The following is a 23,004-nucleotide window of genomic DNA, read 5'->3' as shown; positions in this document are numbered from 1 at the left end:
GAACGTTCGGGCTCCAGAACGCCGGTTCGCCGCTCTGCCGACCGTCCGTTACGGTGCGCGCTCGCGGACGTTCGTCCCGTTCCGGTCCCCGAACGCCGCCTCGGGGGCGTCCCACACACGCTCGCCGCGGCGCATCGTCCAGACGGGGAAGACGCCCTCGAAGCCCGCGAACGGCGTCCACCCGCACTTCGAGTGGAGGTCGTCGCCGTCGATTTCGGTCACGTCGGTCGTGTCGTAGAGCGCGAGGTCGGCGTCGCACCCCGGCGCGACTCGGCCCTTTCCGGCGACGCCGAACAGCTCCGCGGGGTTGCGCGCGGTGACGTCGCGCACGCGCTCGGTCGTGAGCTCCGTGTGGCGCGTCGCGGCGAGGAGGAGCGGCACCATCGTCTCGACGCCCGGGACGCCCGAGGGCGCGTGCCAGACGTCCGTGTCCTTCTCCGCGCGGGTATGGGGCGCGTGGTCGGTGGCGACGACGTCGAGCGTCCCGTCGACGAGGCGCTCGAACAGCTCCGCGCGGCGGTTCTCGCTCCGCAGCGGCGGGTTCATCCGCCCGAACGTCCCGAGGTCGTCGTAGTCGTCGCGCGAGAGGAGGAGGTGGTGGGGCGTCGCCTCGCAGGTGAGGCCGGCGTCGGCGGTGACGTCGACGGCCTCGGGCGTCGAGGTGTGCGCGAGGTGGACCTGCGCGTCCGCGTCCGCGGCGACCTCGGCGGTGCGTTCGGCGGCGACGATTTCGGCCTCCGCGCGCCGGTAGGCGCTCCACGCGTCCGCGTCCTCGCGCGCCGTCGCCTCCTCGTCGAACAGCGTCGCGTCCTCCGCGTGGACGGTGACGGGGACGCCCGCCGCGGCGGCGCGCTCGACGGCGTCCGCGAACAGCTCCGCGTCGATACCCATCTCGCCCGTCGAGTCGGCGAGGAAGACCTCGCCGAGCGCGAACAGCGGCCGCCCGAAGAGCGCGTCGGGGTCCCAGGCCTCGGTGACGCCGCCGTTGAGCCCGTAGTCGACGAGCGAGTCGGCCGCGAACGACTCCTTCTCGTCGTAGGCCGCGCCCGTGACGGTCGGCGGGTCGGTGTTCGGCTGGTCGACGACGGTCGTGACGCCGCCCGCCGCGGCCGAGCGGCTTCCCGTCGCCCACGTCTCCTTGTGGCCCGCGCCGGGCTGGCGGAAGTGGACGTGGGCGTCGATGGCCCCGGGGAGGAGGAGGCGCTCGTCGGCCTCGATGTTCACCGTGCCGTCGAGGTCCACGCCGACCGCGTCGATCTGCTCGCCGTCGAGGCGGACGTCGCGGACCCGGCCGTCCGCGAGCGTCGCGTCGCGTATCACGCGCATACCGGGGCGTCGGCGCTCGCGCGCCTAAAGCTGACGGCACGCCCGCGCTCCGCGTGCCCCGCGTTCCGACGCCCGCCGCGCGACGCTCGCGCGCGGCGTGCTCCGGTCCGCGCCCCACCCCCTCGCCCATCCCCGCTCTCTGGCGCGACGCTTTATCCGTCCCGGGGCCCACGGTACGGGTGATGGACGCGTCGAACGCACCGACCGTGGACGACTTCGTCGACGTCTCCGAGCGACTGATGCGCTACCTGGAAGTCGCGGCCGCTTTCGTGCTCGTCGGGCTCTTCGCGGTCGGCGTCTTCGACTTCCTCCTCCAGATAGTCACGCTCGTCCGCACCGGCGCGATTACGGACACCGCGGCGATAATCGGGCTCATCGACGACATCCTCCTCCTCTTCATCATCGTCGAAATCTTCCAGACCATCGTCGCGTACGCCCAAGAACAGAGCGTCATCCGCATCGTCATCGCCGCGGGGCTCATCGCCGTCGCGCGGAAGGTCATCAGCTTCCACTCCGGCGACTACGGCTCGCCGACGGAGGCGACGGTCGCCGCCGCGGGCTACGCCCTCCTCCTGCTCGCGCTCGTCGCCGCGCTCTACGTCGTCGGGCGCGCGAACGTCACGACGCCGCCCGAGCAGGACGTCTAGCTCTCGGCTGCGAACGCCACGTCGTCGCGCGCCGCCGTCTCGCCGAACAGCCACGCGGCGTGCGCCGTCGCGTACTCCTCGTGGTCCGCTTCGATGTAGCCGAGCGCGTCCTCGACGATCACGGTCCGGTAGTCACGCAGGCCGGCGCTCGCGGCCGTGTGGAGGACGCAGACGTTGGCGAGCGTCCCGCAGAAGACGAGGTCGTCGATGCCGTGCGCGTCGAGGTAGCCCTCCAGTTCGGTCTCGTGGAAGGCGTCGTAGGTGTGCTTCTCGACGACGTGGTCGGCCGCCGGGAGCTCCTCGACCAGCTCGGCGTCCCACGACCCCTCGACGACGTGCTCGCCCCAGCGCTCGAACTCGTCGTAGGCGTGGTTCCCCTCGAACTGGCCCTCGGGGTGGACGTCGCGGGTGTAGAGCACGCTCGCGCCGGCGTCGCGGGCGCGTTCCGCGAGCGAGACGCAGGGTGCGACGGCGTCGCCGCTCGCGGGCGCGTAGAGGCTGCCGTCCGGGTGACAGAAGCCCTTTTGCATGTCGACGACGACGAGCGCCGTGCGGTCGGGGTCGAACTCGGGCATGGCGAAAGAGAGCGACGCGAGGCGCTTAGTCCTTGACCCGGACGGTGACCTTGCCGACGTGTTCGCCGGCTTCGAGGCGGCGGTGGGCCTCCGCGGCCTCCTCGAAGCCGTAGTCGGTGTCGTCGAGGTGCGGGGTGACGTCGCCCTCGTCGACGAGCGTGGCGACGCGCGCCAGTATCTCGCCGTGGCGGAGGCGGCCGGCGTGGTCGTCGTGAATGAGCGGGAGGAGCATGAACACGGTGTCGAAGCTGAGCCCCTTCGAGTGGACGGGGTTCAGGTCGGCCTCGCCGCGCGAGACGGTGGTGACGACGCGGCCCTTCACGCCCGCGGCGGCGAAGTCCGTCCCGATGTTGTCCGCGCCCGCGCCGACGGTGTCGAAGACGACGTCGAAGCCCTCGCCGTCCGTGTACTCCGCGACGTAGTCGTCGACGTCGCGGTGGTAGTCGAAGGCGTGGTCCGCGCCGAGGTCGCGCGCGAGGTCGCGCTTCTCCTCGGTGGAGGCCGTCGCGTGCACGACGCCGCCCTCCAGGCTCGCCAGTTGGACGCCGACGTGGCCGACGCCGCCGGTGCCGCCGTGGACGAGGACGGACTCGCCGGGCGAGACGTCCGCGCGCGTCACGAGGCCGTCCCACGCCGTGATCGTCACGAGCGGGAGCGCGGCGGCTTCGCGCATCGAGAGCGAGTCGGGCTTGTGCGCGAGCGTCGCGGCGTCCGCGGCCGCGTACTCGGCGAGCGCGCCCGTCGTGCCCGCGAGCCCGCCCGGACAGCCGTACACCTCGTCGCCGACCTCGAAGTCCTCGACACCGTCGCCGACCTGCACGACCTCCCCGGCGAGGTCGCCGTGCAGGACCGCGGGGAAGTCCGGGCAGAGGTCGCTGGCGAAGCCGCTGCGAATCTTCGTGTCTACGGGATTGACGCTCGTCGCCGCGACCTCGACGAGCACCTCGTTCGCGTCGACCTCGGGGACGTCGAGTTCGGCGTGCTCGAAGACGTCTGGGTCGCCGTGCTCGCGGATCACCTGTGCGTCCATCGTCTCGGGAACCTCGGCCATACGCGCCCCTCGGAGCGCCGCGCGCAAAAACGTCACCGTGCCGGCCGCCCTCGCGGCTACCGCGTCGCGTCGCACGGACCACCTAAGTCCCTCGCACCCGACGCGTCCCGTATGCGCGAACTCGACCGCTGCGACTTCTGCGAGGAGCCCGCGGACGGCGTCTACGAGGTCGTCCCCGAGACCGCGACGCACGGCGCGCGCCGCCTCGTCCTCTGTACGGCCTGCCGGGACACCCTCGCGGGCGTCGTCGACCCGCTCCTCGACGCCCTCGACGGCCACGACGGCGCGGAGCACGACCCCTCGCCGGCCGTCACCGTCGAACCCGCGGTTCCGGACGTCGAGATGGACGACGAGAGCGACGACGCGGCGGACGGACGCGACGGTGCCGACGACGCGGACGCGGGCGATGCTGACGCGGTCGCCGACCCCGACGCGCTCGACGTCGAGGGCAGTGAGGGCGACGATACGGACGCGGGCGACGCGGACGTGGGAGACGACGACGCAGACGTGGGAGACGGCGATGATGAGACCGACGCCGATACGGGAAACGAAGACGCCGACGCGAACGACGCCGACGCCACTCCCGACCGGCCGCGCGGCTACGCCCAGCTCGTCCGCCTCCTGCGCAACCGTCCGGGCGCGATGACGCGCGCGGACCTCGCGGACCTCGCGGACGGCGCGTACGACCTCTCCCGACGCGAGGTGGACGCGGCCGTGGACGCCGCCGTCGAGAACGGCCACCTCGAAGAGACCGCCGAGGGCGTCCGGACGCCCTGAGCGTTACAGCTCGCCCTTCGTGCTCGGCGTGTCGCTGCGGCGCTCGTCGAGCCGGGTCGCGTCGTCGAGCGCGCGGGCGTTCGCCTTGAACAGCGCCTCGACCTCGTGGTGGGCGTTCTCGCCCGTTATCGCGCAGTGGAGGGTGAGGCCGGCGTGCTCGGCGAACGACTGGAAGAAGTGCGCGGCCATGACACTCGTGAAGTCGCCGATGCGCTCCTGGCTGAACGCGCCCTCGAACTCGTAGTAGGGCCGCCCGGAGACGTCGAGGACGACGCTCCCGACGGCCTCGTCGAGGGGGACCTTCCGGTCGGCGTAGCGGACGATGCCGCGCTTCTCGCCGAGAGCCTCGCTCACCGCCTCCCCGAGGACGATGGCGACGTCCTCGACGGTGTGGTGGTCGTCGATGTGGAGGTCGCCGTCGCAGTTCACCGTGAGGTCGAAGAGGCCGTGTTTGGCGAACGATTCGAGCATGTGGTCGAAGAAGCCGATGCCGGTCTCGACCGTGCTCTCGCCGTCGCCGTCGAGGTCGACGGTGACGTCGATGTCGGTCTCGGCGGTCGAGCGGGACGCCGCACCCGTACGCGTGCTCATACGTCCGCTTCTCGCGCGCCGCCCAAGGCCGTTGCGCTCACGCTACACGAGCCCGAGCGCGCCGAGGGCGGCGAAGAGGAGGTCGCCGTAGGCGAACGCGACGACGAGGCCGAACACGAGGGTGACGAAGAACGGCGTCCCGGGCGTGATCCAGACGGCGTCGCGCTCGGTCACGACGTCGAGGCCCTCGCGGAGCGACGCGGGCGACGTCCCGTACGCCGACCCCTCGATGTCGTCGAGGAACGCCGCCGCGCCCCACGGGTCGTCGTAGTCGTCGCCCTCGGTCGCGCTCGTGTCGCCTCCTCCGGGCGCGCCGTCGCCTCTCCCCTCCGATCCGTCGCGCTCGTCGACCGTCGCCGCCCCGCCGTCGGCGCGCGCGCTCGCCTCGTCGCCGTCGAGTACCACCCCGTCCGTCGGGTCGTTCGGCTCCGCCGGGAGCGTCGCGGGGTCCCGTAGCGCCCCGTCCCGGCGGAGGTCGGCGAGCGTGACGCCGCGCCACCGACAGTACATCCGGAGGGCGTCGAGGTCGAGGCCGCCCGTGAAGTGCGTCCCCGCGCGGTCCTCCAGGAGGCTGCCGTGCTCGACGGGGAGGCGCTCGACGGGGATGCGTTTCCCGACGGCCATCACGGACGCCACCTCGCCGCGCGCGGCGTTCGCGGCGAGCAAGTAGAGCGGGTACGCCATCCCGAGGACGAGGGCGTTCGTGAGGACGGTGAGGGCGAAGACGCGGATCGTCGTCGGGACGAGCGGGAGGACGAAGCCGTCGAAGTAGTACGTCGGATACGTGGGGAGGAGGACGCTGATGGTGACGAGCGCCTTCGCGTCCGCGCCGCCGAAGCCGACGGGGACGACGTAGAAGAACGCGCCGAGGCCGCCGACGACCAGGAGGCTGACGACGGTCCGGAGCGCGAACGCGCGGAACGCGAACGCGTCGGGCGCGTGGACGGCGTTCCACCCCTCGACGGCGAGACAGACGACGCCGAGGACGAGCAGCGGCGGCCAGAGCAGGTCGGGGACGCGACGCGTCTCGATGTCCCGGTACGCACCGTAGGCGAACGTGGGGACGGCGAGTAGACGAAGCAGGTCGGGGACGGTCGCGTACACGACCGGACGGGCGCGCGAGAGGGGCAAAGGAGTTTCGGCGGCGGACGGACCGCCGCCGACCGTCGATGCCGACGCGCGGCTACGCAGTGGGGCGTTCCGAAAGAAAGCGTCGTCGTTCGACCCTCGGACCGCGTTAGATGACGCGGTTCTGGAGGTAGTCGAGGTGCTTCGCGTTGTAGACGATCTTGACCTCGTCCGTGGCCGGCGACCCGATGCAGGTCAGGCGCACGTTCTTCTCCTCGACCTCCTCGTCGCTGAGGATCTGCTGCATGTCCATGTCGATCTCGCCCTCCTTGACGATGGACGCGCAGTTCGCACAGGCACCGGCGCGGCAGGAGAACGGCCAGTCGTAGCCCTGCGCTTCGGCGGTCTCGAGGATGTAGCTCCCCTCGGGGACGTCAAGCTCACCGAAGTCCTCCTCGTCGAGCCCGGCGTCCGCGGCCTTCTCGAAGAGGTCGTCGTCGTCAATATCCCAGCCCTGGTCGTTGACGACTTCGTAGTTGAGGTATTCGACGGTTGGCATCACCGTGGGATTTTTCGCCCGTAATGAAAGGCCTTGCTGTTTTCCCGTCGTCACCGCCGGTTTCTCGGATCGCCGCGCCGCCGTCCGACGCCCGCGTTCACCCCACGCGTCACCCGAGGATACCGGCGAGGGTGAACAGCGCGAACGACGCGGCGGCGGCGACGGAGGGGGTGAGCACCCAGAGGATGACGACCCGCCCGACCGCGGCTGGGTCGAAGAGGTCCGCGGCGGCGAGCTCTTCGGGGTCCTCCTCGCCGATTCGCGGGACGTCGCGCGGGTCGTCCGCCCGCTCGGCGGCGAGCGACCCCATCGCCATCGGCGCACGCCCCTCGCCGCTGAGGGCGTCGTTCGCGCGGACCGTCCGCGTCGCGCGCCCCCACCCGAGGCCGACGATGCACATCGTCGCGGAGACGGCGAGGCTCGCCGGGATACCGAGGACGGAGAGGACGGTGATGAGCGACGCGGAGACGACCTCGACGATGAGCGCGGCGAGCAACGGGAGGTCGGTGAGGTCGTTGCCGACGGTGTCGAGCGTCCGGCGGGCAATCGTGAACGCCCCGAGGGCAATCGCCGCACCCGCGAGGAGGACGCCGACGCTCGCGGAGAGGAAGCCGCCGCCGACGAGCGGCGCGACGGCGTTCGCGGCGTTCGACGCGCCCGCCGAGAACGCCATGTAACAGCCGATGGCGACGACGAGGAACGCCGCGAGGAACTGCCGCGGGGTCGCGTCGTCGTTCGTCCCGACGGGGTAGCTCACGCGACCCGTATCGCGCCAGACGAGCAGGCCGTCCTCGGGGACGTCGAGGCGGAAGAACGCGTCCAGATAGGGGTAGGCGTAGCGGCCGACGACCGCGCAGACCCAGAAGGCGAGGACGGGCGCGACGACCCACGCGGAGACGATGCGCCCCATCGTCGCCATCCGGAGGGTGCCGGTCGCCGCGCCGAGGCCCGCGATGGAGCCGACCGCGGTCATCGAGGTCGAGGCGGGGACGCCGTAGCGATTCGAGACGAGGAGCGCGACGCCGACGAAGAAGAGCACGGCGACCGACGCCGGGAGGGTGAACTCCGAACTCGGCACGATCTCCCCGCCCATCGTGTCGATGACGTTCCGGCCGATCGTCCAGCCGCCGAGGAGCGCGAAGACGGCCATGAGCGCGGCCGCGCCGAACTTCGACACGACCCGCGAGCCGACCGCCGGCCCGAAGGCGACGCCCGTCGAGGAGCCGCCGATGTTGTAGCCGACGAACGCCGCGACGAGCACGCCGACGGCGAGGAGGAGCGCAGCCATCGCGTCGGGCTACGCCCGCGCCCGGTTTGAACCCGATGGTCGCGGGCGGCGAGCGCGGCGGGGCGGTCGTTGCTTCACGTCCCCGAACGCGGACGCTTTTGCCCCTCGACCTCCCACCTCGGGTATGTTCGAGACGTTCGAGGTCGTCCCCGCGGTCGACGTGCAGGACGGCGAAGTCGTCCAGTTGGTGCAGGGCGAACGGGGGACGGGCAAGCGCTACGGCGACCCGGTCGCGGCCGCGGAGGACTGGCTGGACGCCGGCGCGGAGACGATTCACCTCGTCGACCTCGACGGTGCCTTCGAGGGCGCACGCGAGAACGAGGACGCCATCGGGGCCGTCGTCGAGGCCGTCGGCGACGACGCGGCCGTCCAGGTCGGCGGCGGCATCCGGTCGTTCACCGACGCGCGCGACCTCCTCGAAATCGGCGTTGACCGCGTCATCCTCGGGACGGCCGCCGTCGAGAACCCCGAGTTGGTCTCGGAGATAACGGACGTCTACGACGACAGCACGCTCGTCAGCCTCGACGCGAAGGGCGGCGAAGTCGTCGTCTCCGGGTGGACGGAGGGCACCGGCCTCGACCCCGCGGAGGCCGCCGCGGAGTTCGAGGGCGTCGGCGCGTCCGGCCTCCTCTTCACGGACGTCGACGTCGAGGGCCAGCAGGCCGGTGTCCGCACGGACGTCGTCTCGCGCGTCGTCGACGCCGTCGACATCCCCGTCGTCGCCTCCGGCGGCGTCGCCACCCTCGACGACATCGTGGCGCTCCGCGACGCGGGCGCGGCCGCCGTCGTCGTCGGCACCGCGCTCTACGAGGGCAACTTCACGCTCGAGGAGGCCCGCGAGCGCGTCTCGTAGGCCGGACGACAGGAACGACGGACTCCCGGACGGCGGCGACAGAAGACCTATCCACGCCCGCCGGTATGCTCTCCGTATGAGCGAGAGCGAGAGCGAGAGCGAAAACGAAAACGAAAGCGAACGGGCGTTCGGCGTGGACCTCGACTTCGGCGACGACGGCCTCGTGCCCGCCGTCGCGCAGGACGCCGACACCGGCGAGGTGCTGATGCTGGCGTACGCGGACCGCGACGCCCTCGAACGCACCGTCGAGACCGGGCGCGCCCACTACTACTCGCGCTCGCGCGAGGAGCGCTGGGAGAAGGGCGCGACGAGCGGGCACACCCAGGCGGTCGAGGAGGTCCGCGTCGACTGCGACGGCGACGCGCTCCTCTACGTCGTCGAGCAGACCGGCGGCGCGTGCCACACCGGCCACCGCTCCTGTTTCTACCGCACCGTCGAGGGCGAGACGGTCGGCGAGCGCGTCTTCGACCCGGACGACGTCTACGAGTGACGATGGCCGACGCCACGGCGAACGACCCCGCCGACGTCTCGGGGCTCCTCGCGCGACTCCGCGACGCCCGCGAACGCCGCGCCGACGCCGAGGCCGCCGTCGACGAGTACGGCGCGGACACCCTCCGACGCCTCCGCGAGCACCGCGAGGACGCCCTCGCGCTCCTCCGGCGCTACGAGGACTCGGCGACCGGCTCCGGCGACTTCCAGTCGTACATCGAGTTCGAGGGGAAGGTCGCGGAACTCGTCGCGGACGTGGACGACGACCTCCCGCGCGCCGACGCCTTCGACGACTACGACGACGCCCTCGACAAGCGCCGCGTCACCGAGTCCGACTTCGAGCGCGCCCGCGACACCCTCGACCCCGTCGCCGACCTCACCGACCGCCTCGACGAGCGCGACGACGCCCGCGACGCGTATCGCTCCCTCCGCTACGACGCGGAGGACCGCCTCGATGCCCTCGACGACGAAATCGACCGCCTCGAACGCGTCGCCCGACTCGCCGACGCCGACCTCGACGCGCCCGTCGACGACCTCCGCGAACCCGTCGAGGCCTACGACACCGCGGCGCGGACCGCCGTCGAGGACGCCCTCGCGGAGCGCCCCACGCGAGAGGTCCTCGGGTGGCTCGACGCCCTCGCCGCCTTCCCGCTCGTCGACGCGCCGACCGTTCCCCCCGAGTTGCTCGACTACGTCCGCGCGCACGACGCCGGCGACGAACCCGTCCCGACGCTCCTCGACTACGGCGAGGAGTCCCTCTCGAAACTCGACCACTACGTCGAGGACCCCGCGGCGCTCAAGCGAGTCGTCGGCGCGAACCGCTCCTTCCTCCAGCGCCTCGACGGCGACTTCCTGACCCTCGGCTGGCCGCCCGACCCCGCGGACGTCCTGCGCTACCGGGCGGACGAGTACGTCTCCGCGCTCTCCCGGCTCGACGCCACCGGCGCCGTCGAGCGCCTCCGCGACGTGACCGCGCTCGCCCGCACCGACCGCTACGAGCGCCTCCGCGAGGCCGCGCTCGCCCGCGCCGAACTCGACGACGCCGAACGCGAACGCGTCGCGGACGGCACGGTCGCCGACGCCCTCGCGGACGCCCGCGACGCCCGCGAACGACTCACCGACGCCCTCGCCGACGGGTAGCGGTCAGTCCAGCGCCGCCCGCAGCGCCGCCGCGACGTCCTCGGCGAGCCCGCGCGCTCGCGTCTCGGCGCGCGCCTCCGCGTAGACGCGCACGACCGGCTCCGTCCCCGACGGGCGCGCGAGCACCCACGCGTCGCCGTAGTCGAGGCGATAGCCGTCGATGGTCGTGAGCCCCGCGTCGTCGGCCGCCGCGGCGTCGTCCGCGTACGCCTCCGCGGCCGCGAGCAGCGCCTCGCGCTCCGCCTCGCCCTCGTACTCGACGTTCACGCGGACGTTCGCGTAGTCGTCGTAGGGCGCGACGACGTCGCTCGCCCTCCCCTCGTCGGCCGCGAGCAGTTCGAGGAAGCGCGCGCCGATGTACGCCCCGTCGCGGCTGACCCGGTAGTCCGGGAAGATAACGCCGCCGTTCCCCTCGCCCGCGATGGGCACGTGTGCGCCCTCCGCTTCCAGCTGGGCGATTCGCGTCATGATGCGCGTCGACCCGATGGGCGTCAGTTCGAGCTCCGCGCCCGCGGCCTCGCAGACGTCGACGAGGCGCTGGCTGACGTTCACCGCGGAGACGGCGGTGTCCCCCGCGTCCAGTTCGGCGGCGGCGAGCGCCGCGAACGACGCGCTCGCGTCAATCGGCTCGCCGTCCTCGTCGTAGAAGACCGCACGGTCCGCGTCGCCGTCGTGCGCGATGCCGACGTCCGCGCCGCTCGCGCGCACCAGCCGCCCGAGGTCGTCGAGGTTCGCCGGCACCGGCTCGGGGTCGCGCCCCGGGAAGTGGCCGTCCGGCTGGCCGTTCACCGTGACGACGCGACAGCCGAGCTCGCGGTAGACGTCGGGGCTCGTCAGCGCGCCCGCGCCGTGGCCGGGGTCGAGCGCGACCGTCAGGTCCGCCTCCGCGACCCGCTCCGCGTCGACCGCCCCGCACACCCGCTCGACGTACCGCCGGTTCGTACCCTCGACATCCCGGTCCCGTCCGGTCTCGTCCCACGCGACGGTCTCGAACGCCTCACTCAACAGCGCCTCCTCGACCCGTTCGAGAGCCTCGACGGCGAGCTCGACGCCGTCCGCGCCGACGAGCTTCAGCCCGTTGTACGCCGGCGGGTTGTGCGACGCCGTCACCATGATCGCCGGGACGCCCTCGTCGGCGGCGTACGCCTGCAACCCGGGCGTCGGGACGACCCCGAGGCGGTCGACGTCCGCGCCGACCGCCGCGAGCCCCGACGCCACCGCGTTCTCCAGCATCCGTCCCGTCTCCCGGGTGTCGCGTCCCACGGCGAACCGCGACGCCTCGCGGACGGACCCCGCCGCCTTCGCAACGCGGAGCGCGAACGCCGGCGTCAGCTCCTCGTTGGCGACGCCGCGCGTCCCGCTCGACCCGAACACCTGCATGTCTCACCCTGACGGCGGCCGTCCCAAAGCCGTTTCCCTAGTGGTCGTGACCCTTCCCGTTGCCCGGGTTGCGGTCGATGAGGCTCACGAAGAACGCGTCGCCGTCGTGGAAGTAGACGCCGCGGAAGCCCCCCTCGCAGTAGTCCGCCATGTCCGCGCCGAGTTCGTTCCCCGTCTCCGCGTCGAGATAGACCGGCTCGGACCACGACCCGCGCTCGCCGTCCGCCGCCCGCGAGAGCACCGTCTCGAGGTTCGGGTGCGCGTCGACGAACGACTCCTCCAGCGTACACGTGTGGTCGCTCGCCTCCGGGTCCGCCGGCATCGCGCGGAGTTTCCACTCGCCGGACGGCCCGAGGATTCCGAGGCCGAGGCCGTTACAGCCCGCGAGCGCGCCCGCGAGGCCGGTCGCCGCCGCCGCGAGATACCGGCGTCGTCGCATACCCACCACTCGGGGCGGCGACGGGAAGTACGGCGCGGTCCGCGCGGTTCCTCGCTGACGCTCGGGCGTCGCCGCACAGCGCGCGGCTCACGGGTCGCTCACGGCTGCGCCGTTCGCGTTGTCGCGGTTCCTCGCTGACGCTCGGGCGTCGCCGCACAACGCGCGGCTCACGGGTCGCTCACGGCTGCGCCGTTCGCGTTATCGCGGTTCCTCGCTGGCGCTCGGAACCGCGCTTCTCGTACACAACGCTTTCCGCCCCCGAACCCGCTGTTCCACCCATGAGCGACCACGACATCAGCCTCGACGAGAAGCGCGTCTACGCCGAGCAGACGGGCACCGAGACCCTGCTCGTCGGCACGGACCGCGGCCTCGCCGCCGTCGCCGTCTCCGGCGACCAGATCGGCGAGTTCGCCCTCTGCACGACCACCGAGGTGCGCGACGTCGCGGTCTCCGGCACTACCGCGGCCGTCGCCGACCGCGAGGACGTCCGAACGACCGACGCCGGCCGGGACGCCGTCACAGGCGACCCCGCGTTCAGCGAGACCGGCTTCGGTGACGCCGTCGCCGTGAGCTACGCCGACGGGGCGCTCCTCGCTGCCGGGCCGAAGGGCCGCGTCGCCGCCCGCGAGAACGACGCGTGGGCCGAGCGCGGGACCGCGCCCGAGGCCCGCCGCGCCGACGGGGCGCTCCTCGCCACCGTCGATGGCGTCTACCGGGTCACCGACGCCGACGTGGCGCACGCCGGATTGGACGACACACGCGACGTCGCCGCGGGGTCGACGCGACGGCGGGCCCGCGGGACGGCGAACGGGGAGGGCCGACCCGCGAGCACCGGTCCGTGGGCCGCCACGGCCGACGGCGTCTATCGCCTCGGGAACGGGTGGCTCGCCGAGCGGGACGGTCGCGCCACGGCCGTCGCCGCCCGCGCCGACCACGCCGCCGCAGTCGTCGAGGACACGCTGTACGAACACGACGGCGACGGCTGGCGCGAACGCGACTGCCCGCTCACCGACCTCGCGGACGTCGCCTACGGCGCGGGCGCGCTCTACGCCGTCGATTCGTCCGGCACCGTCGCCGTCGACGCCGGCCACGGCTGGCGCACCCGGACCATCGGGCTCCCCGGCGTGGCCGCAATCGGCGTCGTCACGGACGAGCGCTGACCCCGGACGGAAACGCCTAACCCGAGCGCTCCCCCACGTATCAGCCATGATCGTCAGTGGCTCCGCCTCGCAGGGCCTCGCGTCGGCGCTCGCCGCCGAACTCGGCGAGGAGCTCGCCGAAGTCGAGTACGAGTCGTTCCCGGACGGCGAGCGCATCGTCCGCGTCCCGCCCGTCGAGGGGCGCGCCGTCGTCGTCGCCTCCACCGTCGACGACGGCTCGTTCGTCGAACTCCTCCAGTTGCAGGACGCCGTCCGCGAGGCCGGCGCCGGGCGCGTCGTCACCGTCCTCCCCTACATGGGCTACGCCCGACAGGACGAGGCCTTCGAGCCCGGCGAACCCGTCTCCGCCCGCGCGATGGCGGGCGCGATTTCGACGGGCACCGACGCCGTCTACACCGTCAACGTCCACGAACCCGCCGTCTGCGAGTTCTTCGACGTGCCGGCGACGAACGTCGACGCGACGCCCCACCTCGCCGACCCCCTCCCCGAGGACCTCCGGGACCCGGTCTTCCTCGCGCCCGACGCCTCCGCGCTCCGACTCGCCGAGTCCGTGAAGGACGCCTACGGGCCGGGCGACGCCGACTTCTTCGAGAAGGTCCGTCACTCCGGGACAGACGTCGAGATTACGCCGAGCGAGACCGACGTTTCGGGTCGAGACGTCGTCGTCGTGGACGACATCGTCGCCACCGGCTCGACGATGAGCGAGGCCATCGGCCTCCTGGAGGACCCGAATCGCGTCTTCGTCGCGTGCGTTCACCCGCTGCTCGCCGCGAACGCCCGCACGAAACTCGCGACGGCCGGCGTCGACGACGTCGTCGCCACCGACACCATCGAGCGCGCCGTCAGCGAATCCTCCGCCGCGCCGGCGGTGGCGCGCGCGCTCGGACGGGAGTAGCGCCGCAGACTTTTGGCCTCGGCCCGCGGACGCGTCGGTATGGACGACGCGACCGTCTTCGAGTTCAAACTCCTCGTTGCCGGCACCGCCCTCATGGTGACGGGCGCGACGCTCCTCGGTACCGCGCCGACGCTCACGTCGCTCGCCTACTTCGGCCTCGTCGCCGGCCTCCTCATGCTCCTCGGCGGCCTCACCGACCAGTCCGCGCGCTACGCGGATTCGTGATTCGTGAGACGAACGCGAGTGTGAGAGCGGAGTCGGACGAAGACGCCCGTTAGACCTTCTGCACGCCGATACGCATCCGCACGCCTTCGACGTCGTCGTACTCCTCGACGGCCGTGTTGGCGTCGTCGGGGTCGACCTCCTCGAACTCGCGGGCGCGGACCTCCTCGGCGATGAGGTCCTCGCGCTCGCTGACGAGTTCGGCGACGCGGTCGTCGAAGACGAGCACGTCGAGGCGGACTTCGGCCTCCATGTCGAGGTCGAGGTCCTTGCGAAGCTCCTGTGCGCGACGGACGACCTCGCGGGCGTACCCCTCGGCTTCGAGGTCGTCGTCGAGTTCGGTGTCGACGTAGACGGTGCCGCCCTCGAAGGCGGCCGCGGCGACGTCGTCCGGCGTCTCCTCGCGGAACGAGACCATCTCGGGGGTGAGCTGGACGTCGCGGTCGAGGGCGTCGCGGACGGCGTCTTCGAGCACGTCGAGGTCGTCGTCGTCGACCCGCGCGGCGTTCAGCGCCTCCATCACGTCGCCGGCGTCAGCGCCGAAGGCGGGCCCGAGGACGCTCATGTCCGCCTCGGCGGAGTACTCGACGTCGCCGAACGTCTCGCCGGGCTCTAAGACCTCGATGCGCCGGGCGTTCAGGCGGTCGGCGAGGAGGCCGCGATAGTCGTCGATCTGCTCTTCGGTTCGGTCGTCGTCGGGGGAGACGACGACGCGCGCGACCGGCCAGCGGAGTTTGCGGCCGGCCTGCTGGCGCGCGTGGTTCCCCGCCTCCTCGATGCTCCGGGCGGTGTCGATGGCGTCCTCCAGGGCGGGCTGGCGGAAGCGCTCTTCCACCTCGGGCCAGTCGCACATGTGGACGGTCGGGTGCCCCGAATCGCCCGTGAGGTAGCCGTAGACCTCCTCGCTGACGAACGGCGCGTAGGGCGCGAGGAGCGCGACGACCTCGCGGAGGACCTTGTGGAGCGTCGCGTAGGCCGCGGTCTTGTTCTCACTCACCTGCTCGGTCCAGACGCGCTCGCGGATGAGCTGGATGTAGTAGCGCGAGAGGTCCTCGACGACGAACTCGCGGAGCGCCTGGAGCGCGCGGTGCTGTTCGCGGTTCTCCCAGTACTCCTCGGTGTCGTGCTTGAGGTTCTGGAGCTTCGAGAGGAGCCAGTCGTCCTCGACCGCGAGGTCGAGTTCGTCGACCGTCTGCGCGTCGGGGTCGAAGTCGTCCGCGCGCATGTACGGCAGCGGGAAGCGAAAGACGTTCCAGAGGACGTTGAGGTCGCGCTGCATGTTCTGCATCTCGTCCCACGAGAAGCGCATGTCCTCGCCCTGCGGGTCCTGGCCGAGGAGGAACATCCGCATCGCGTCTGCGCCGTGCTTCTCGATGGCCTCGTGGGGCTGGACGACGTTCCCGACCGACTTCGACATCTTCCGACCGTCCTCGTCGTTGGCGAAGCCGTGCATCAACACCTCGTCGTAGGGCACCTCGCCCATCGCCGCGGTGCCCATGCCCAGTTGGCTCCAGAACCACCCGCGGGTCTGGTCGTGGGCCTCCATGATGAGGTCCGCCGGCCACAGCTCCTCGAAGTCGCCCTCCTCCTCGGGGTAGTTCACGGTGCCCCACGTCGCCACCGAGGAGTCAAGCCAGACGTCGAAGACGTCCGGGACGCGCTCGTAGGTCACGCCGTCCTCCGTGATGGTGACGTCGTCGACGGCGGGCTTGTGGATGTCCATGTCGGCGTCGAGGTCCTGGTCGGCGCGCTCGACCAGCTCCTCGCGCGTCCCGACGACGATGCGCTCGTCGGGGTGTTCGCCCTTCGTCCCCTCCTCGACCCAGATGGGGACCGGGATGCCCCAGTAGCGCTGGCGGGAGACGTTCCAGTCGGGCGCGGACTCGATGAAGTCGCGGAAGCGGTTGTCGCGTGCCCACTGCGGGTGCCACTCCGAGTCCTCCATGTTCTCGATGAGCTCGTCTTTGACGTCCGTGATGGTGATGAACCACTGGTCGGTGGCGATCTGGAGGATCGGCGTGTCGCAGCGCCAACAGTGGCCGTAGGAGTGCGTGACGGTGCCGGAGGCGAGCAGGTGCCCCTTGCGCGCGAGGTCCTGCGTGATCGCCTCGTCGGCGTCCTTCACGAACTCGCCGGCGTACTTGCCCGCCTCCTCGGTGTAGACGCCGTCGCCGCCGACGGGGCAGAAGACGGGGAGGCCGAGCTCCTCGCCGCGCTCGAAGTCCACGTCACCGTGGCCGGGCGCGGAGTGGACGAGTCCCGTATCCTCGGCCTCGACGTAGTCCGCGTGGTAGACCTCGCCGACGCCGCGCTCGTCCGGGCGGTCCGGCACCTCCTCGGCGAGCGGGTGGTCGTACTCCCAGCCGAGCATGTGCGAGCCGGGGAAGGACTCGACGACCTCGTAGTCGTCGTAGCGCCCCGCCTTCAGGACGTCCTCGACGCAGGCCTCGGCGACGTAGAGGATTTCGCTCTCGCCGTCCGTCGTCGCCTCGACCTTCGCGTACTCGATGTCCTCGCCGACCGCGACGAACTCGTTCGCCGGGATCGTCCACGGCGTCGTCGTGTAGATGACGAGGCTCCCCTCGCGGCTCGCGGTTTCACCGCTCGCTCCCTCCGAGGACTCGCTTCGCTCGCCCTCGCGCAGCGGGAACTTCACGTGGACGGTCGGGTCCTCGACGTCCTCGTACTCGACCTCGTTGTTGGCGATGGCGGTCTCACAGCGCGGACACTGGCTTATCGAGCGCTTGCCCTGCTCGACGAGGCCGCGCTCCGAGGCGCGGTTGAATGCCCACCACGCCGCCTCCATGTACGTCGGGTCGACGGTCTTGTAGGGGTTCTCCCAGTCCATCCAGACGCCGAAGGACTGGAAGTCCGACTGGAGGCCCTCCAGCTGTTCGTTTGCGAACTGCTTGCACTCATCGATGAAGGCCTCGACGCCGTACTCCTCGATGTCCTGTTTCGAGTCGAAGTCGAGGCGCTCCTCGACCTTCGTCTCGATGGGGAGGCCGTGCATGTCGTAGCCCGGCCGGTCCGTGACGTCGTACCCCTGCATCCGGTAGTAGCGGATGTAGGCGTCCTTCAGGGACTTGTTCCACGTCGTCCCCATGTGGGCCGCACCGCTCGTGTAGGGCGGGCCGTCGACGAAGAAGAAGTCCTCGCCGTCCTCGCGGTGGGCCTTCGTCTTCTCGTAGGCGTCCACCTCGTCCCAGTAGTCGAACACCCGGTCCCGAACCGCCTCGGGGTCGTACTGCTCCGGGGGCTCGGCGAATCGGTCCATGCTCCATCCGTCTCCCTCCTGGGTGAAAGGAGAATCGGTCCCGCGCCCGCGGGCGCGCCTCCACCGGTGGCGCGCGGCGAAACGTTTTCGGCCACCGACCGACTTCGGGGCGTATGGGTCGCTACGGTGACGTCGACTATCCGACGCTGACGAAACGCGCGACGCTCTGCTCACTCGCCCTCGTCCTCGGTGGGTTCCTCCTCGCCGACGCCGGGCCGGCGCTCCTCGGGTCGCTCCCCGGATGGGCGATGACCGTCGCCGTCGACGCCGAGGCGCTCGGTGCGCTCGGAATCGTGCTCTGCCCGTTCCTCTTCGGCATCGTCCTCCCCCTCACCGAATAACTAAGGCCGCCGCGCGCGCACCACCCGCACGTGAGTGACGACTGCATCTTCTGCTCGATAGTCGCGGGTGACATCCCCGGCCGCATCGTCGCCGAGACCGACGACGCAATCGCGTTCCTCGACGCGAACCCGCTCGCGCCCGGCCACACGCTCGTCGTGCCGACGAGCCACCGCCAGCGCCTCGCCGACCTCGACGCCGCGGAGTCGCGCGCCGTCTTCGACCTCGTCCACGACCTCGTGCCGGACGTGGAGGCGGCCGTCGAGGCCGACGCTCTCACCGTCGGCATCAACGACGGCGAGGCCGCCGGCCAAGAGGTCCCCCACGTCCACGCGCACCTCGTCCCGCGCTTCGAGGGCGACGGCGGCGGCCCCATCCACGCCGTCGCGGGCGAACGCCCCCACCTCGACGACGAGGAACTCGACGACATCGCCGCACGAATCACGGACTGAGCCGTCGCCAGCGCCCGTCCCGTCGCCGCGGGCGCAACGCCTAACACCGCCCCGGACGCCCCACCCCGTATGGACGAACCAACCGTGACGCTCGAAAGCGGCGACGAACTCCCGACCGTCGGCGTCGGCACCTGGGACATCGGCGGCGAGACGGTCCGCGATGCCGTTCGCGCGGGCCTCGACGCCGGCTACGGCCACGTCGACACCGCGGAGGGCTACCACAACGAGGCCGAAATCGGCGACGTCCTCGCCGACTACGACCGCGAGGAGTTCTGGCTCACCTCGAAGGTCCTCCCGAAACACCTCACCTACGACGCGCTCGTCGAGTCCTGTGAGGCCTCCCTCGACAGACTCGGCACCGACTACCTCGACCTCTACCTCGTCCACTGGCCGAACCCCGCCGTCTCCATCCGCGAGACGATGGACGCGATGGCGTCCCTGAAAGAACGCGGCCTCGTGCGCAACGTCGGCGTCTCGAACTTCAGCGCCTATCAGCTCTCCTGTGCGCAACACGTCAGCGACGTCCCCATCGCCGTCAACCAGGTCGAGTACCACCCGTGGTTCCAGCGGGACGACCTCCTCGACTACTGCCGCGAGACGGACACCGTCGTCGAGGCCGCCGCGCCGCTCGCGCGCGCCGAGGTCTTCGAGGACGAGGTCGTTCAGGAACTCGCCGAGACGTACGACAAGTCGCCCGCCCAGGTCGTCCTCAAGTGGGCCGTGGAGAACGACGTCGTCGTCCTCCCGAAGTCCTCCTCGCCCGAGCACGTCCGCGCGAACCGCGAGCTCTTCGACTGGGAGCTCGAGGAGGCCGACCGCAAGCGCCTCGACGAGCGCGACCGGAACCACCCGGTCTACGACACGCCGACGCGCGACTGGTCGCGCGACGTCTACGGCATCGCCGAGTAACGCGCCACCGCGCTTTTGTTCGCGCCGCCCGCCCGTGGACGTATGTCAACGTCAGCACCGCGCACCCTCGCCGTCGTCGGAGCGGCCGGCGGCGTCGGCGCGACCCGCCTCTCCGTCGAGGCCGCCGCGCTCGTCGCCGCGGCCGGCCACGACGCGCTCGTCCTCGACGCCAACTACGCGACGCAGGGGCTCTCGACGTACGTCGACGCCCGCCTCGACCCGGACGCGACCGCGCTCGCCGCCGACCCCGACATCGCCGTGGACGACGCCGCCTACCCCCTCGACGCGCCCGGCGACGGGACGCTCGCGCTCGCCCCCGCGCACGCGCCGTTCGGCCGCGTCGCCGACGCGAGCGGTGCCGAGGCCGCGGAGCGTCTCTCCGAGCGGATCGACGAGGCTGCCGACGCCTACGACGCCGTCCTCGTCGACACGCCGCCCGTCGCCACCAATCCCGCCGTCGCGGCCGTCACGAGCGCCGACCGCCTCGCGCTCGTCACGAACCCCGACGAACGCGGCCGGGACGCCCTCGCACGCGAGCGCGGTCGCCTCGCCGACGTCGGCGTCGACACGGACGCGGTCGTCGTCGCCAACCCCAGCGAGGCCGACGCGCTCGCCGACGCGGACGTCGCCGTCCCCGAAGCCGACCTCGACCCCGAGAGCGACGCGCCCGCCGTCACGCCCGCCGACCCGGACGACTACACGCGCGCGGTCGCGTCGCTCGTCGAACGGACCTTCGCCATCGACGACCTCGTCCCCGAGGACGCCCCGGGATTCCTCGCGGGCCTCCGGCGGCGACTCGACTGAGCGGAACTACCGGAGGTCGTCCGGCGTCCCGACCGCGCCCGCGAGCGCCTCCCGCTCCCGCCGGTCGAGCGCCCGCGAATCCGGCTCGCGCGCCGCCGCGACGACCGCCGCGGCCCCCTCGACCGGCGGGTGCGTCGCGCAGTACGCGCCGAGGGCGAACTCCGCGTCGCTCGCGCCGGAGAGCGTCACCGCCTCGCGCCGCGAGAGCTCGCCCGCGAGCCAGTCCCCGACGATCTCGCGCGCGAGCGGCGAGAGCGGGTTCACGCCGCCGACGCCGAGGACGTGCAGGACCTTCGCGCCGGTCGTCGGCGCGACGCCCGCGGCGGCCGAGGCCGCCCCGACGCTCGTCCCCGCGCCGTAGGCGTCGAGGAGCGCCGCCGCGACCGCCACGCGACACGGCAGGTCGTCCGCGTACGGCGCCAGCCGCTCCGCCAGCGGCGCCGCCGTCGCGTCGACGGTCGCCACCCCGCGCTCGCGCTGTGACGTCGTGACCGTCAGCCCCGCCGCGATGTCGGAGAGCCCCATCACTCACCTATCCGTTGGCTCCCGTACATGAACGTGCCGTTCGTGTCGGATAGCGTACCGGAACCCGAACGGTCCCGAACGTCCCGGTGACCGGCACGTTCGCCCGCCGCTCGAACGCCCCATCGGCCCGGTTCGTCGATCACTTAAGTACTCGTTCGGCACCAAGTCGTGAGTATGAGCCAGTCGACGGCGACGACCTGCCCCGAATGCACCGGTAACCTCGAACGCGACAGCCAGGAGACGGTCTGCACCGACTGCGGCCTCGTCGTCGACACCGACCGCCTCGACCGGGGCCCCGAGTGGCGCTCGTTCGCGGACGACGACCGGAACCGCGAGCGCGTCGGCGCGCCGCTCACCCGCTCGCGCCACGACCGCGGTCTCAGCACGGAGATCGGCTACTCCTCGCGGCTCACCGGCCGCAAGCGCCGCCAGTTCGCGCGCCTCCGCCGTCAACACAGCCGCGCGAACGTCGCCTCGAAGGCCGAACGCAACCAGATCTACGCCTTCACCGAGATCCGCCGGCTCGTGAGCTCGCTCTCGCTCACCTACAGCGTCCGCGATCAGGCCTGTGCGCTCTTCGACAGCGCCCAGACCGAAGGCCTCCTCCGCGGGCGCTCGCTCGAGGGCTTCGCCGCGGCCGCCGTCTACGCCGTCTGCCGGACGAACGGCGTCGCGCGCACCGTCACCGAAATCGTCGCCGTCGCCCGCGCCGACGAGAACGAACTCCGCGCCGCCTACGCCGCGATGAACCGCGACCTCGGCCTCCCCACGGGCCCCATCGACGCCCGCGAGTACATCCCGCGCTTCGCCACCGACCTCGACGTCCCCCGCGCCGTCGAACGCCGCGCGACCGAACTCGCCGCCGACGCCGCCGAGACCGGCTCCACCGGCGGCCGCAAACCCAGCGGCGTCGCCGCCGCCTGCCTCTACGCCGCCGCCCGTGAGGCGGACTATCCGCTCACCCAGCAGCGCGCCGCCGACGCCGCCGGCGTCACGCCCGCCACGCTCCGCAACGCCTACTACGCCCTCGACTGAGCCCGCGAAAACCCCGCTCTTCTTCCGCCCGCTTCAGAGCCCGCACGCCCGCACCGCGTCCGCGAGCGCCCCGAACCCCGCGCTCGCCGGCGCGTCCGGGAACAGCGCGCTCGTCGGATAGCCGCTCCGGCGCGCCCGCCGCACCGTCTCGTCCTCGGGAATCGCCACGCCCGGCGCGCCGAGCGTCCGCTCCACGGCCCCCGGAACGGCGTCCGCGCGGTTGTACGCGACCGCCGCGAGCCCCGCGTCGAACGACCGCGCGAGCTCGCGCACCCGAATCGCGTCCGCGAACGCCGGTCGCTCCGGCGCGGTGACGACGACGCAGGCGTCCGCGACCGCGAGCGGCACGCCCACGTCCGCGCGCATCCCGGCCGCGCAGTCCACGACGACGACGCCGTATCGCCGCGCCACCGACTCCAGGACTGCGCCGAGGCGGCCGACGTCGCACGCCCGCGCCCCGGCGAGCGTGCGCCCACAGGGGAGAATAGACACCGCACCGCCCTCGCGGACGGCCTCCACGGGCGACGCGCGTCCCGCGAGCACGTCGTGGAGGTCCGGCCCGCGCGCCGTCGGGAGGTCCGCCATCGAGAGGTCCGCATCGACCACGACCGCGTCCAACCGCAGGCCGAGTTCGAGCGCGACCGTCGACGTCCCGACGCCGCCTTTCCCGCCGACGACGGCGAGTATCACGCGCCCCCCGCGAGCGTCCGCAGGTGTTCGTCGAGCGACTCCAGGGCGCGCCGGTCCGCCTCGCTCGCCGTCCCTTCGCTCACCCGGTCCGCCACGCCGTCGAGCCACGCCGCCACCGCCGGCGGGACGGACTCCTCCGGCACTTCGCTCGGCCCGCTCGCCGCGGGCGGGCGCGGATCGTCGAGGTCGCGCAGCGCGTCGGCGACCGTCGCCGACCCCCGCCGGTCCGACTCCGTCCGCTCCGTCCACGCGACACGACACGGGTCGTCCGCGGGTGCGCCTCCACACGCGTAGCCGAGCGCGAGCGTGCCCCGCCCCCGAACGACGCCTTCGAACCCCTCGGCGTCCCACCCCTCGACTGCGACCCCGTCCCGCGTCGGCGGGCGGACGACGCCGTTCAGTTCGTTCGTGACGCGGACCCGCCGGTCCGCCTCGTCGTCGTTCCGCACGAGCGCCGTGACGAGCGTCACGCCGCCGTAATCCGTCGCGGTGCTCTCGATACTGATGGACACG

Annotated in this window: 26 protein-coding genes; 13 read left to right on the top strand and 13 right to left on the bottom strand. The window is 72.2% G+C overall.

Annotated elements, in window-relative coordinates:
- Positions 1–48: 48 nt before the first annotated feature.
- Positions 49–1,326, bottom strand: coding sequence for a dihydroorotase (locus IEX84_RS02920; RefSeq protein ID WP_188869620.1), 1,278 nt, complete (start codon positions 1,324–1,326; stop codon positions 49–51).
- A gap of 182 nt (positions 1,327–1,508) precedes the next feature.
- Here IEX84_RS02920 and IEX84_RS02915 point away from each other — a divergent pair, with 182 nt between their 5' ends.
- On the top strand, positions 1,509–1,973 hold the full coding sequence (locus IEX84_RS02915; RefSeq protein ID WP_188869618.1) for a phosphate-starvation-inducible PsiE family protein: 465 nt from the start codon (positions 1,509–1,511) through the stop codon (positions 1,971–1,973).
- Here the strand turns inward: IEX84_RS02915 and IEX84_RS02910 are convergent.
- Together IEX84_RS02910 and IEX84_RS02905 are read right to left on the bottom strand one after the other, a co-directional pair.
- Positions 1,970–2,548, bottom strand: a complete 579-nt coding sequence (locus IEX84_RS02910; RefSeq protein ID WP_188869616.1) for a cysteine hydrolase family protein — start codon at positions 2,546–2,548, stop codon at positions 1,970–1,972. The two genes, IEX84_RS02915 and IEX84_RS02910, sit on opposite strands and share 4 nt — an antisense overlap.
- Before the next feature lie 25 nt (positions 2,549–2,573).
- Complete coding sequence (locus tag IEX84_RS02905) at positions 2,574–3,599, bottom strand: zinc-binding dehydrogenase (protein WP_209590278.1); 1,026 nt, start codon at positions 3,597–3,599, stop codon at positions 2,574–2,576.
- A gap of 111 nt (positions 3,600–3,710) precedes the next feature.
- Between IEX84_RS02905 and IEX84_RS02900 the strand changes: the two genes are divergently transcribed.
- Positions 3,711–4,376, top strand: coding sequence for a hypothetical protein (locus IEX84_RS02900; RefSeq protein ID WP_188869614.1), 666 nt, complete (start codon positions 3,711–3,713; stop codon positions 4,374–4,376).
- 3 nt (positions 4,377–4,379) lie between these two features.
- Here the strand turns inward: IEX84_RS02900 and hisB are convergent, their stop codons facing one another.
- The 4 genes from hisB to IEX84_RS02880 form a co-directional block, all read right to left on the bottom strand.
- Positions 4,380–4,967, bottom strand: a complete 588-nt coding sequence (hisB, locus tag IEX84_RS02895) for an imidazoleglycerol-phosphate dehydratase HisB (RefSeq protein WP_188869612.1) — start codon at positions 4,965–4,967, stop codon at positions 4,380–4,382.
- A gap of 42 nt (positions 4,968–5,009) precedes the next feature.
- Positions 5,010–6,071: an A24 family peptidase gene (locus IEX84_RS02890; protein WP_188869610.1), complete on the bottom strand. Its 1,062-nt coding sequence runs from the start codon at positions 6,069–6,071 to the stop codon at positions 5,010–5,012.
- Between the two features lie 133 nt (positions 6,072–6,204).
- Positions 6,205–6,594 carry a ferredoxin Fer gene (gene fer / locus IEX84_RS02885; protein ID WP_188869607.1) on the bottom strand — a complete coding sequence of 130 codons (390 nt, stop codon included), beginning with the start codon at positions 6,592–6,594 and terminating at the stop codon, positions 6,205–6,207.
- 109 nt (positions 6,595–6,703) lie between these two features.
- On the bottom strand, positions 6,704–7,882 hold the full coding sequence (locus tag IEX84_RS02880; protein WP_188869605.1) for an inorganic phosphate transporter: 1,179 nt from the start codon (positions 7,880–7,882) through the stop codon (positions 6,704–6,706).
- 124 nt (positions 7,883–8,006) lie between these two features.
- Between IEX84_RS02880 and hisA the strand changes: the two genes are divergently transcribed.
- The 3 genes from hisA to IEX84_RS02865 all read left to right on the top strand — a co-directional run bounded on the left by hisA (position 8,007) and on the right by IEX84_RS02865 (position 10,364).
- Positions 8,007–8,735, top strand: a complete 729-nt coding sequence (hisA, locus tag IEX84_RS02875; protein WP_188869603.1) for a 1-(5-phosphoribosyl)-5-[(5-phosphoribosylamino)methylideneamino]imidazole-4-carboxamide isomerase — start codon at positions 8,007–8,009, stop codon at positions 8,733–8,735.
- A gap of 76 nt (positions 8,736–8,811) precedes the next feature.
- Positions 8,812–9,225 (top strand): phosphoribosyl-AMP cyclohydrolase, encoded by a 414-nt coding sequence (hisI, locus tag IEX84_RS02870; RefSeq protein ID WP_188869601.1) that lies wholly within the window; start codon positions 8,812–8,814, stop codon positions 9,223–9,225.
- A gap of 2 nt (positions 9,226–9,227) precedes the next feature.
- Positions 9,228–10,364, top strand: coding sequence for a DUF7118 family protein (locus IEX84_RS02865; RefSeq protein WP_188869599.1), 1,137 nt, complete (start codon positions 9,228–9,230; stop codon positions 10,362–10,364).
- A 3-nt stretch (positions 10,365–10,367) separates the two neighbouring features.
- Here IEX84_RS02865 and glmM read toward each other — a convergent pair whose 3' ends face one another.
- Complete coding sequence (glmM, locus tag IEX84_RS02860; protein ID WP_188869597.1) at positions 10,368–11,744, bottom strand: phosphoglucosamine mutase; 1,377 nt, start codon at positions 11,742–11,744, stop codon at positions 10,368–10,370.
- 37 nt (positions 11,745–11,781) lie between these two features.
- The gene (locus tag IEX84_RS02855; protein ID WP_188869595.1) at positions 11,782–12,183 is read right to left on the bottom strand and encodes a hypothetical protein; all 402 of its coding nucleotides are present in this window, start codon (positions 12,181–12,183) and stop codon (positions 11,782–11,784) included.
- Between the two features lie 278 nt (positions 12,184–12,461).
- On the opposite strand from IEX84_RS02855, the gene IEX84_RS02850 reads away from it, so the two are divergent.
- The 3 genes from IEX84_RS02850 to IEX84_RS02840 are packed head-to-tail and all read left to right on the top strand — an operon-like array spanning position 12,462 to position 14,463.
- The gene (locus IEX84_RS02850; protein ID WP_188869593.1) at positions 12,462–13,343 is read left to right on the top strand and encodes an HVO_0234 family beta-propeller protein; all 882 of its coding nucleotides are present in this window, start codon (positions 12,462–12,464) and stop codon (positions 13,341–13,343) included.
- 46 nt (positions 13,344–13,389) lie between these two features.
- Positions 13,390–14,238, top strand: coding sequence for a ribose-phosphate diphosphokinase (locus tag IEX84_RS02845; protein ID WP_188869591.1), 849 nt, complete (start codon positions 13,390–13,392; stop codon positions 14,236–14,238).
- A 39-nt stretch (positions 14,239–14,277) separates the two neighbouring features.
- Positions 14,278–14,463 carry a hypothetical protein gene (locus tag IEX84_RS02840; protein ID WP_188869589.1) on the top strand — a complete coding sequence of 62 codons (186 nt, stop codon included), beginning with the start codon at positions 14,278–14,280 and terminating at the stop codon, positions 14,461–14,463.
- Positions 14,464–14,512: 49 nt separating this feature from the next.
- Here IEX84_RS02840 and ileS read toward each other — a convergent pair whose 3' ends face one another.
- On the bottom strand, positions 14,513–17,737 hold the full coding sequence (gene ileS, locus IEX84_RS02835; protein ID WP_188869587.1) for an isoleucine--tRNA ligase: 3,225 nt from the start codon (positions 17,735–17,737) through the stop codon (positions 14,513–14,515).
- A 113-nt stretch (positions 17,738–17,850) separates the two neighbouring features.
- On the opposite strand from ileS, the gene IEX84_RS02830 reads away from it, so the two are divergent.
- From IEX84_RS02830 to IEX84_RS02815, 4 genes are all read left to right on the top strand, one after another.
- Complete coding sequence (locus IEX84_RS02830; protein WP_188869585.1) at positions 17,851–18,078, top strand: DUF7860 family protein; 228 nt, start codon at positions 17,851–17,853, stop codon at positions 18,076–18,078.
- A 30-nt stretch (positions 18,079–18,108) separates the two neighbouring features.
- Positions 18,109–18,528, top strand: coding sequence for an HIT family protein (locus tag IEX84_RS02825; RefSeq protein ID WP_188869583.1), 420 nt, complete (start codon positions 18,109–18,111; stop codon positions 18,526–18,528).
- 69 nt (positions 18,529–18,597) lie between these two features.
- Positions 18,598–19,437 carry an aldo/keto reductase gene (locus IEX84_RS02820; protein WP_188869581.1) on the top strand — a complete coding sequence of 280 codons (840 nt, stop codon included), beginning with the start codon at positions 18,598–18,600 and terminating at the stop codon, positions 19,435–19,437.
- A gap of 42 nt (positions 19,438–19,479) precedes the next feature.
- Complete coding sequence (locus IEX84_RS02815) at positions 19,480–20,241, top strand: ParA family protein (protein ID WP_188869579.1); 762 nt, start codon at positions 19,480–19,482, stop codon at positions 20,239–20,241.
- 6 nt (positions 20,242–20,247) lie between these two features.
- Here the strand turns inward: IEX84_RS02815 and IEX84_RS02810 are convergent, their stop codons facing one another.
- Positions 20,248–20,766, bottom strand: a complete 519-nt coding sequence (locus tag IEX84_RS02810) for a DUF7858 family protein (protein ID WP_188869577.1) — start codon at positions 20,764–20,766, stop codon at positions 20,248–20,250.
- Between the two features lie 174 nt (positions 20,767–20,940).
- Between IEX84_RS02810 and IEX84_RS02805 the strand changes: the two genes are divergently transcribed.
- Positions 20,941–21,801, top strand: a complete 861-nt coding sequence (locus tag IEX84_RS02805) for a transcription initiation factor IIB (protein ID WP_188869575.1) — start codon at positions 20,941–20,943, stop codon at positions 21,799–21,801.
- Between the two features lie 33 nt (positions 21,802–21,834).
- On the opposite strand, the gene IEX84_RS02800 is transcribed toward IEX84_RS02805, so the two are convergent.
- Both IEX84_RS02800 and IEX84_RS02795 read right to left on the bottom strand, forming a co-directional pair.
- Positions 21,835–22,491, bottom strand: coding sequence for a MinD/ParA family ATP-binding protein (locus tag IEX84_RS02800; protein ID WP_188869573.1), 657 nt, complete (start codon positions 22,489–22,491; stop codon positions 21,835–21,837).
- Positions 22,488–23,003, bottom strand: coding sequence for a DUF7857 domain-containing protein (locus IEX84_RS02795; RefSeq protein WP_188869571.1), 516 nt, complete (start codon positions 23,001–23,003; stop codon positions 22,488–22,490). Before IEX84_RS02795 ends, IEX84_RS02800 begins: the two co-directional genes overlap by 4 nt.
- Between the last annotated feature and the right edge of the window lies 1 nt (position 23,004).

Source organism: Halarchaeum rubridurum (genome assembly GCF_014647115.1).
GTDB lineage: Archaea > Halobacteriota > Halobacteria > Halobacteriales > Halobacteriaceae > Halarchaeum > Halarchaeum rubridurum.
The sequence above is the reverse complement of the archived record's forward strand: the minus strand, read 5'-3'. Positions and strand labels throughout refer to the sequence as shown.

Excerpts from the sequence above, each read along its gene's own strand:
- IEX84_RS02805 (WP_188869575.1), top strand. The coding sequence starts at position 20,941 with ATGAGCCAGTCGACGGCGACGACCTGCCCCGAATGCACCGGTAACCTC.
- IEX84_RS02915 (WP_188869618.1), top strand. The coding sequence starts at position 1,509 with ATGGACGCGTCGAACGCACCGACCGTGGACGACTTCGTCGACGTCTCC.
- hisB (WP_188869612.1), bottom strand. The coding sequence starts at position 4,967 with ATGAGCACGCGTACGGGTGCGGCGTCCCGCTCGACCGCCGAGACCGAC.
- IEX84_RS02865 (WP_188869599.1), top strand. The coding sequence starts at position 9,228 with ATGGCCGACGCCACGGCGAACGACCCCGCCGACGTCTCGGGGCTCCTC.
- IEX84_RS02850 (WP_188869593.1), top strand. The coding sequence starts at position 12,462 with ATGAGCGACCACGACATCAGCCTCGACGAGAAGCGCGTCTACGCCGAG.
- IEX84_RS02880 (WP_188869605.1), bottom strand. The coding sequence starts at position 7,882 with ATGGCTGCGCTCCTCCTCGCCGTCGGCGTGCTCGTCGCGGCGTTCGTC.
- fer (WP_188869607.1), bottom strand. The coding sequence starts at position 6,594 with ATGCCAACCGTCGAATACCTCAACTACGAAGTCGTCAACGACCAGGGC.
- IEX84_RS02855 (WP_188869595.1), bottom strand. The coding sequence starts at position 12,183 with ATGCGACGACGCCGGTATCTCGCGGCGGCGGCGACCGGCCTCGCGGGC.
- ileS (WP_188869587.1), bottom strand. The coding sequence starts at position 17,737 with ATGGACCGATTCGCCGAGCCCCCGGAGCAGTACGACCCCGAGGCGGTT.
- IEX84_RS02905 (WP_209590278.1), bottom strand. The coding sequence starts at position 3,599 with ATGGCCGAGGTTCCCGAGACGATGGACGCACAGGTGATCCGCGAGCAC.
- IEX84_RS02820 (WP_188869581.1), top strand. The coding sequence starts at position 18,598 with ATGGACGAACCAACCGTGACGCTCGAAAGCGGCGACGAACTCCCGACC.
- IEX84_RS02840 (WP_188869589.1), top strand. The coding sequence starts at position 14,278 with ATGGACGACGCGACCGTCTTCGAGTTCAAACTCCTCGTTGCCGGCACC.
- IEX84_RS02845 (WP_188869591.1), top strand. The coding sequence starts at position 13,390 with ATGATCGTCAGTGGCTCCGCCTCGCAGGGCCTCGCGTCGGCGCTCGCC.
- glmM (WP_188869597.1), bottom strand. The coding sequence starts at position 11,744 with ATGCAGGTGTTCGGGTCGAGCGGGACGCGCGGCGTCGCCAACGAGGAG.
- IEX84_RS02815 (WP_188869579.1), top strand. The coding sequence starts at position 19,480 with ATGTCAACGTCAGCACCGCGCACCCTCGCCGTCGTCGGAGCGGCCGGC.
- IEX84_RS02920 (WP_188869620.1), bottom strand. The coding sequence starts at position 1,326 with ATGCGCGTGATACGCGACGCGACGCTCGCGGACGGCCGGGTCCGCGAC.
- hisI (WP_188869601.1), top strand. The coding sequence starts at position 8,812 with ATGAGCGAGAGCGAGAGCGAGAGCGAAAACGAAAACGAAAGCGAACGG.
- IEX84_RS02810 (WP_188869577.1), bottom strand. The coding sequence starts at position 20,766 with ATGGGGCTCTCCGACATCGCGGCGGGGCTGACGGTCACGACGTCACAG.
- hisA (WP_188869603.1), top strand. The coding sequence starts at position 8,007 with ATGTTCGAGACGTTCGAGGTCGTCCCCGCGGTCGACGTGCAGGACGGC.
- IEX84_RS02830 (WP_188869585.1), top strand. The coding sequence starts at position 17,851 with ATGGGTCGCTACGGTGACGTCGACTATCCGACGCTGACGAAACGCGCG.
- IEX84_RS02900 (WP_188869614.1), top strand. The coding sequence starts at position 3,711 with ATGCGCGAACTCGACCGCTGCGACTTCTGCGAGGAGCCCGCGGACGGC.
- IEX84_RS02910 (WP_188869616.1), bottom strand. The coding sequence starts at position 2,548 with ATGCCCGAGTTCGACCCCGACCGCACGGCGCTCGTCGTCGTCGACATG.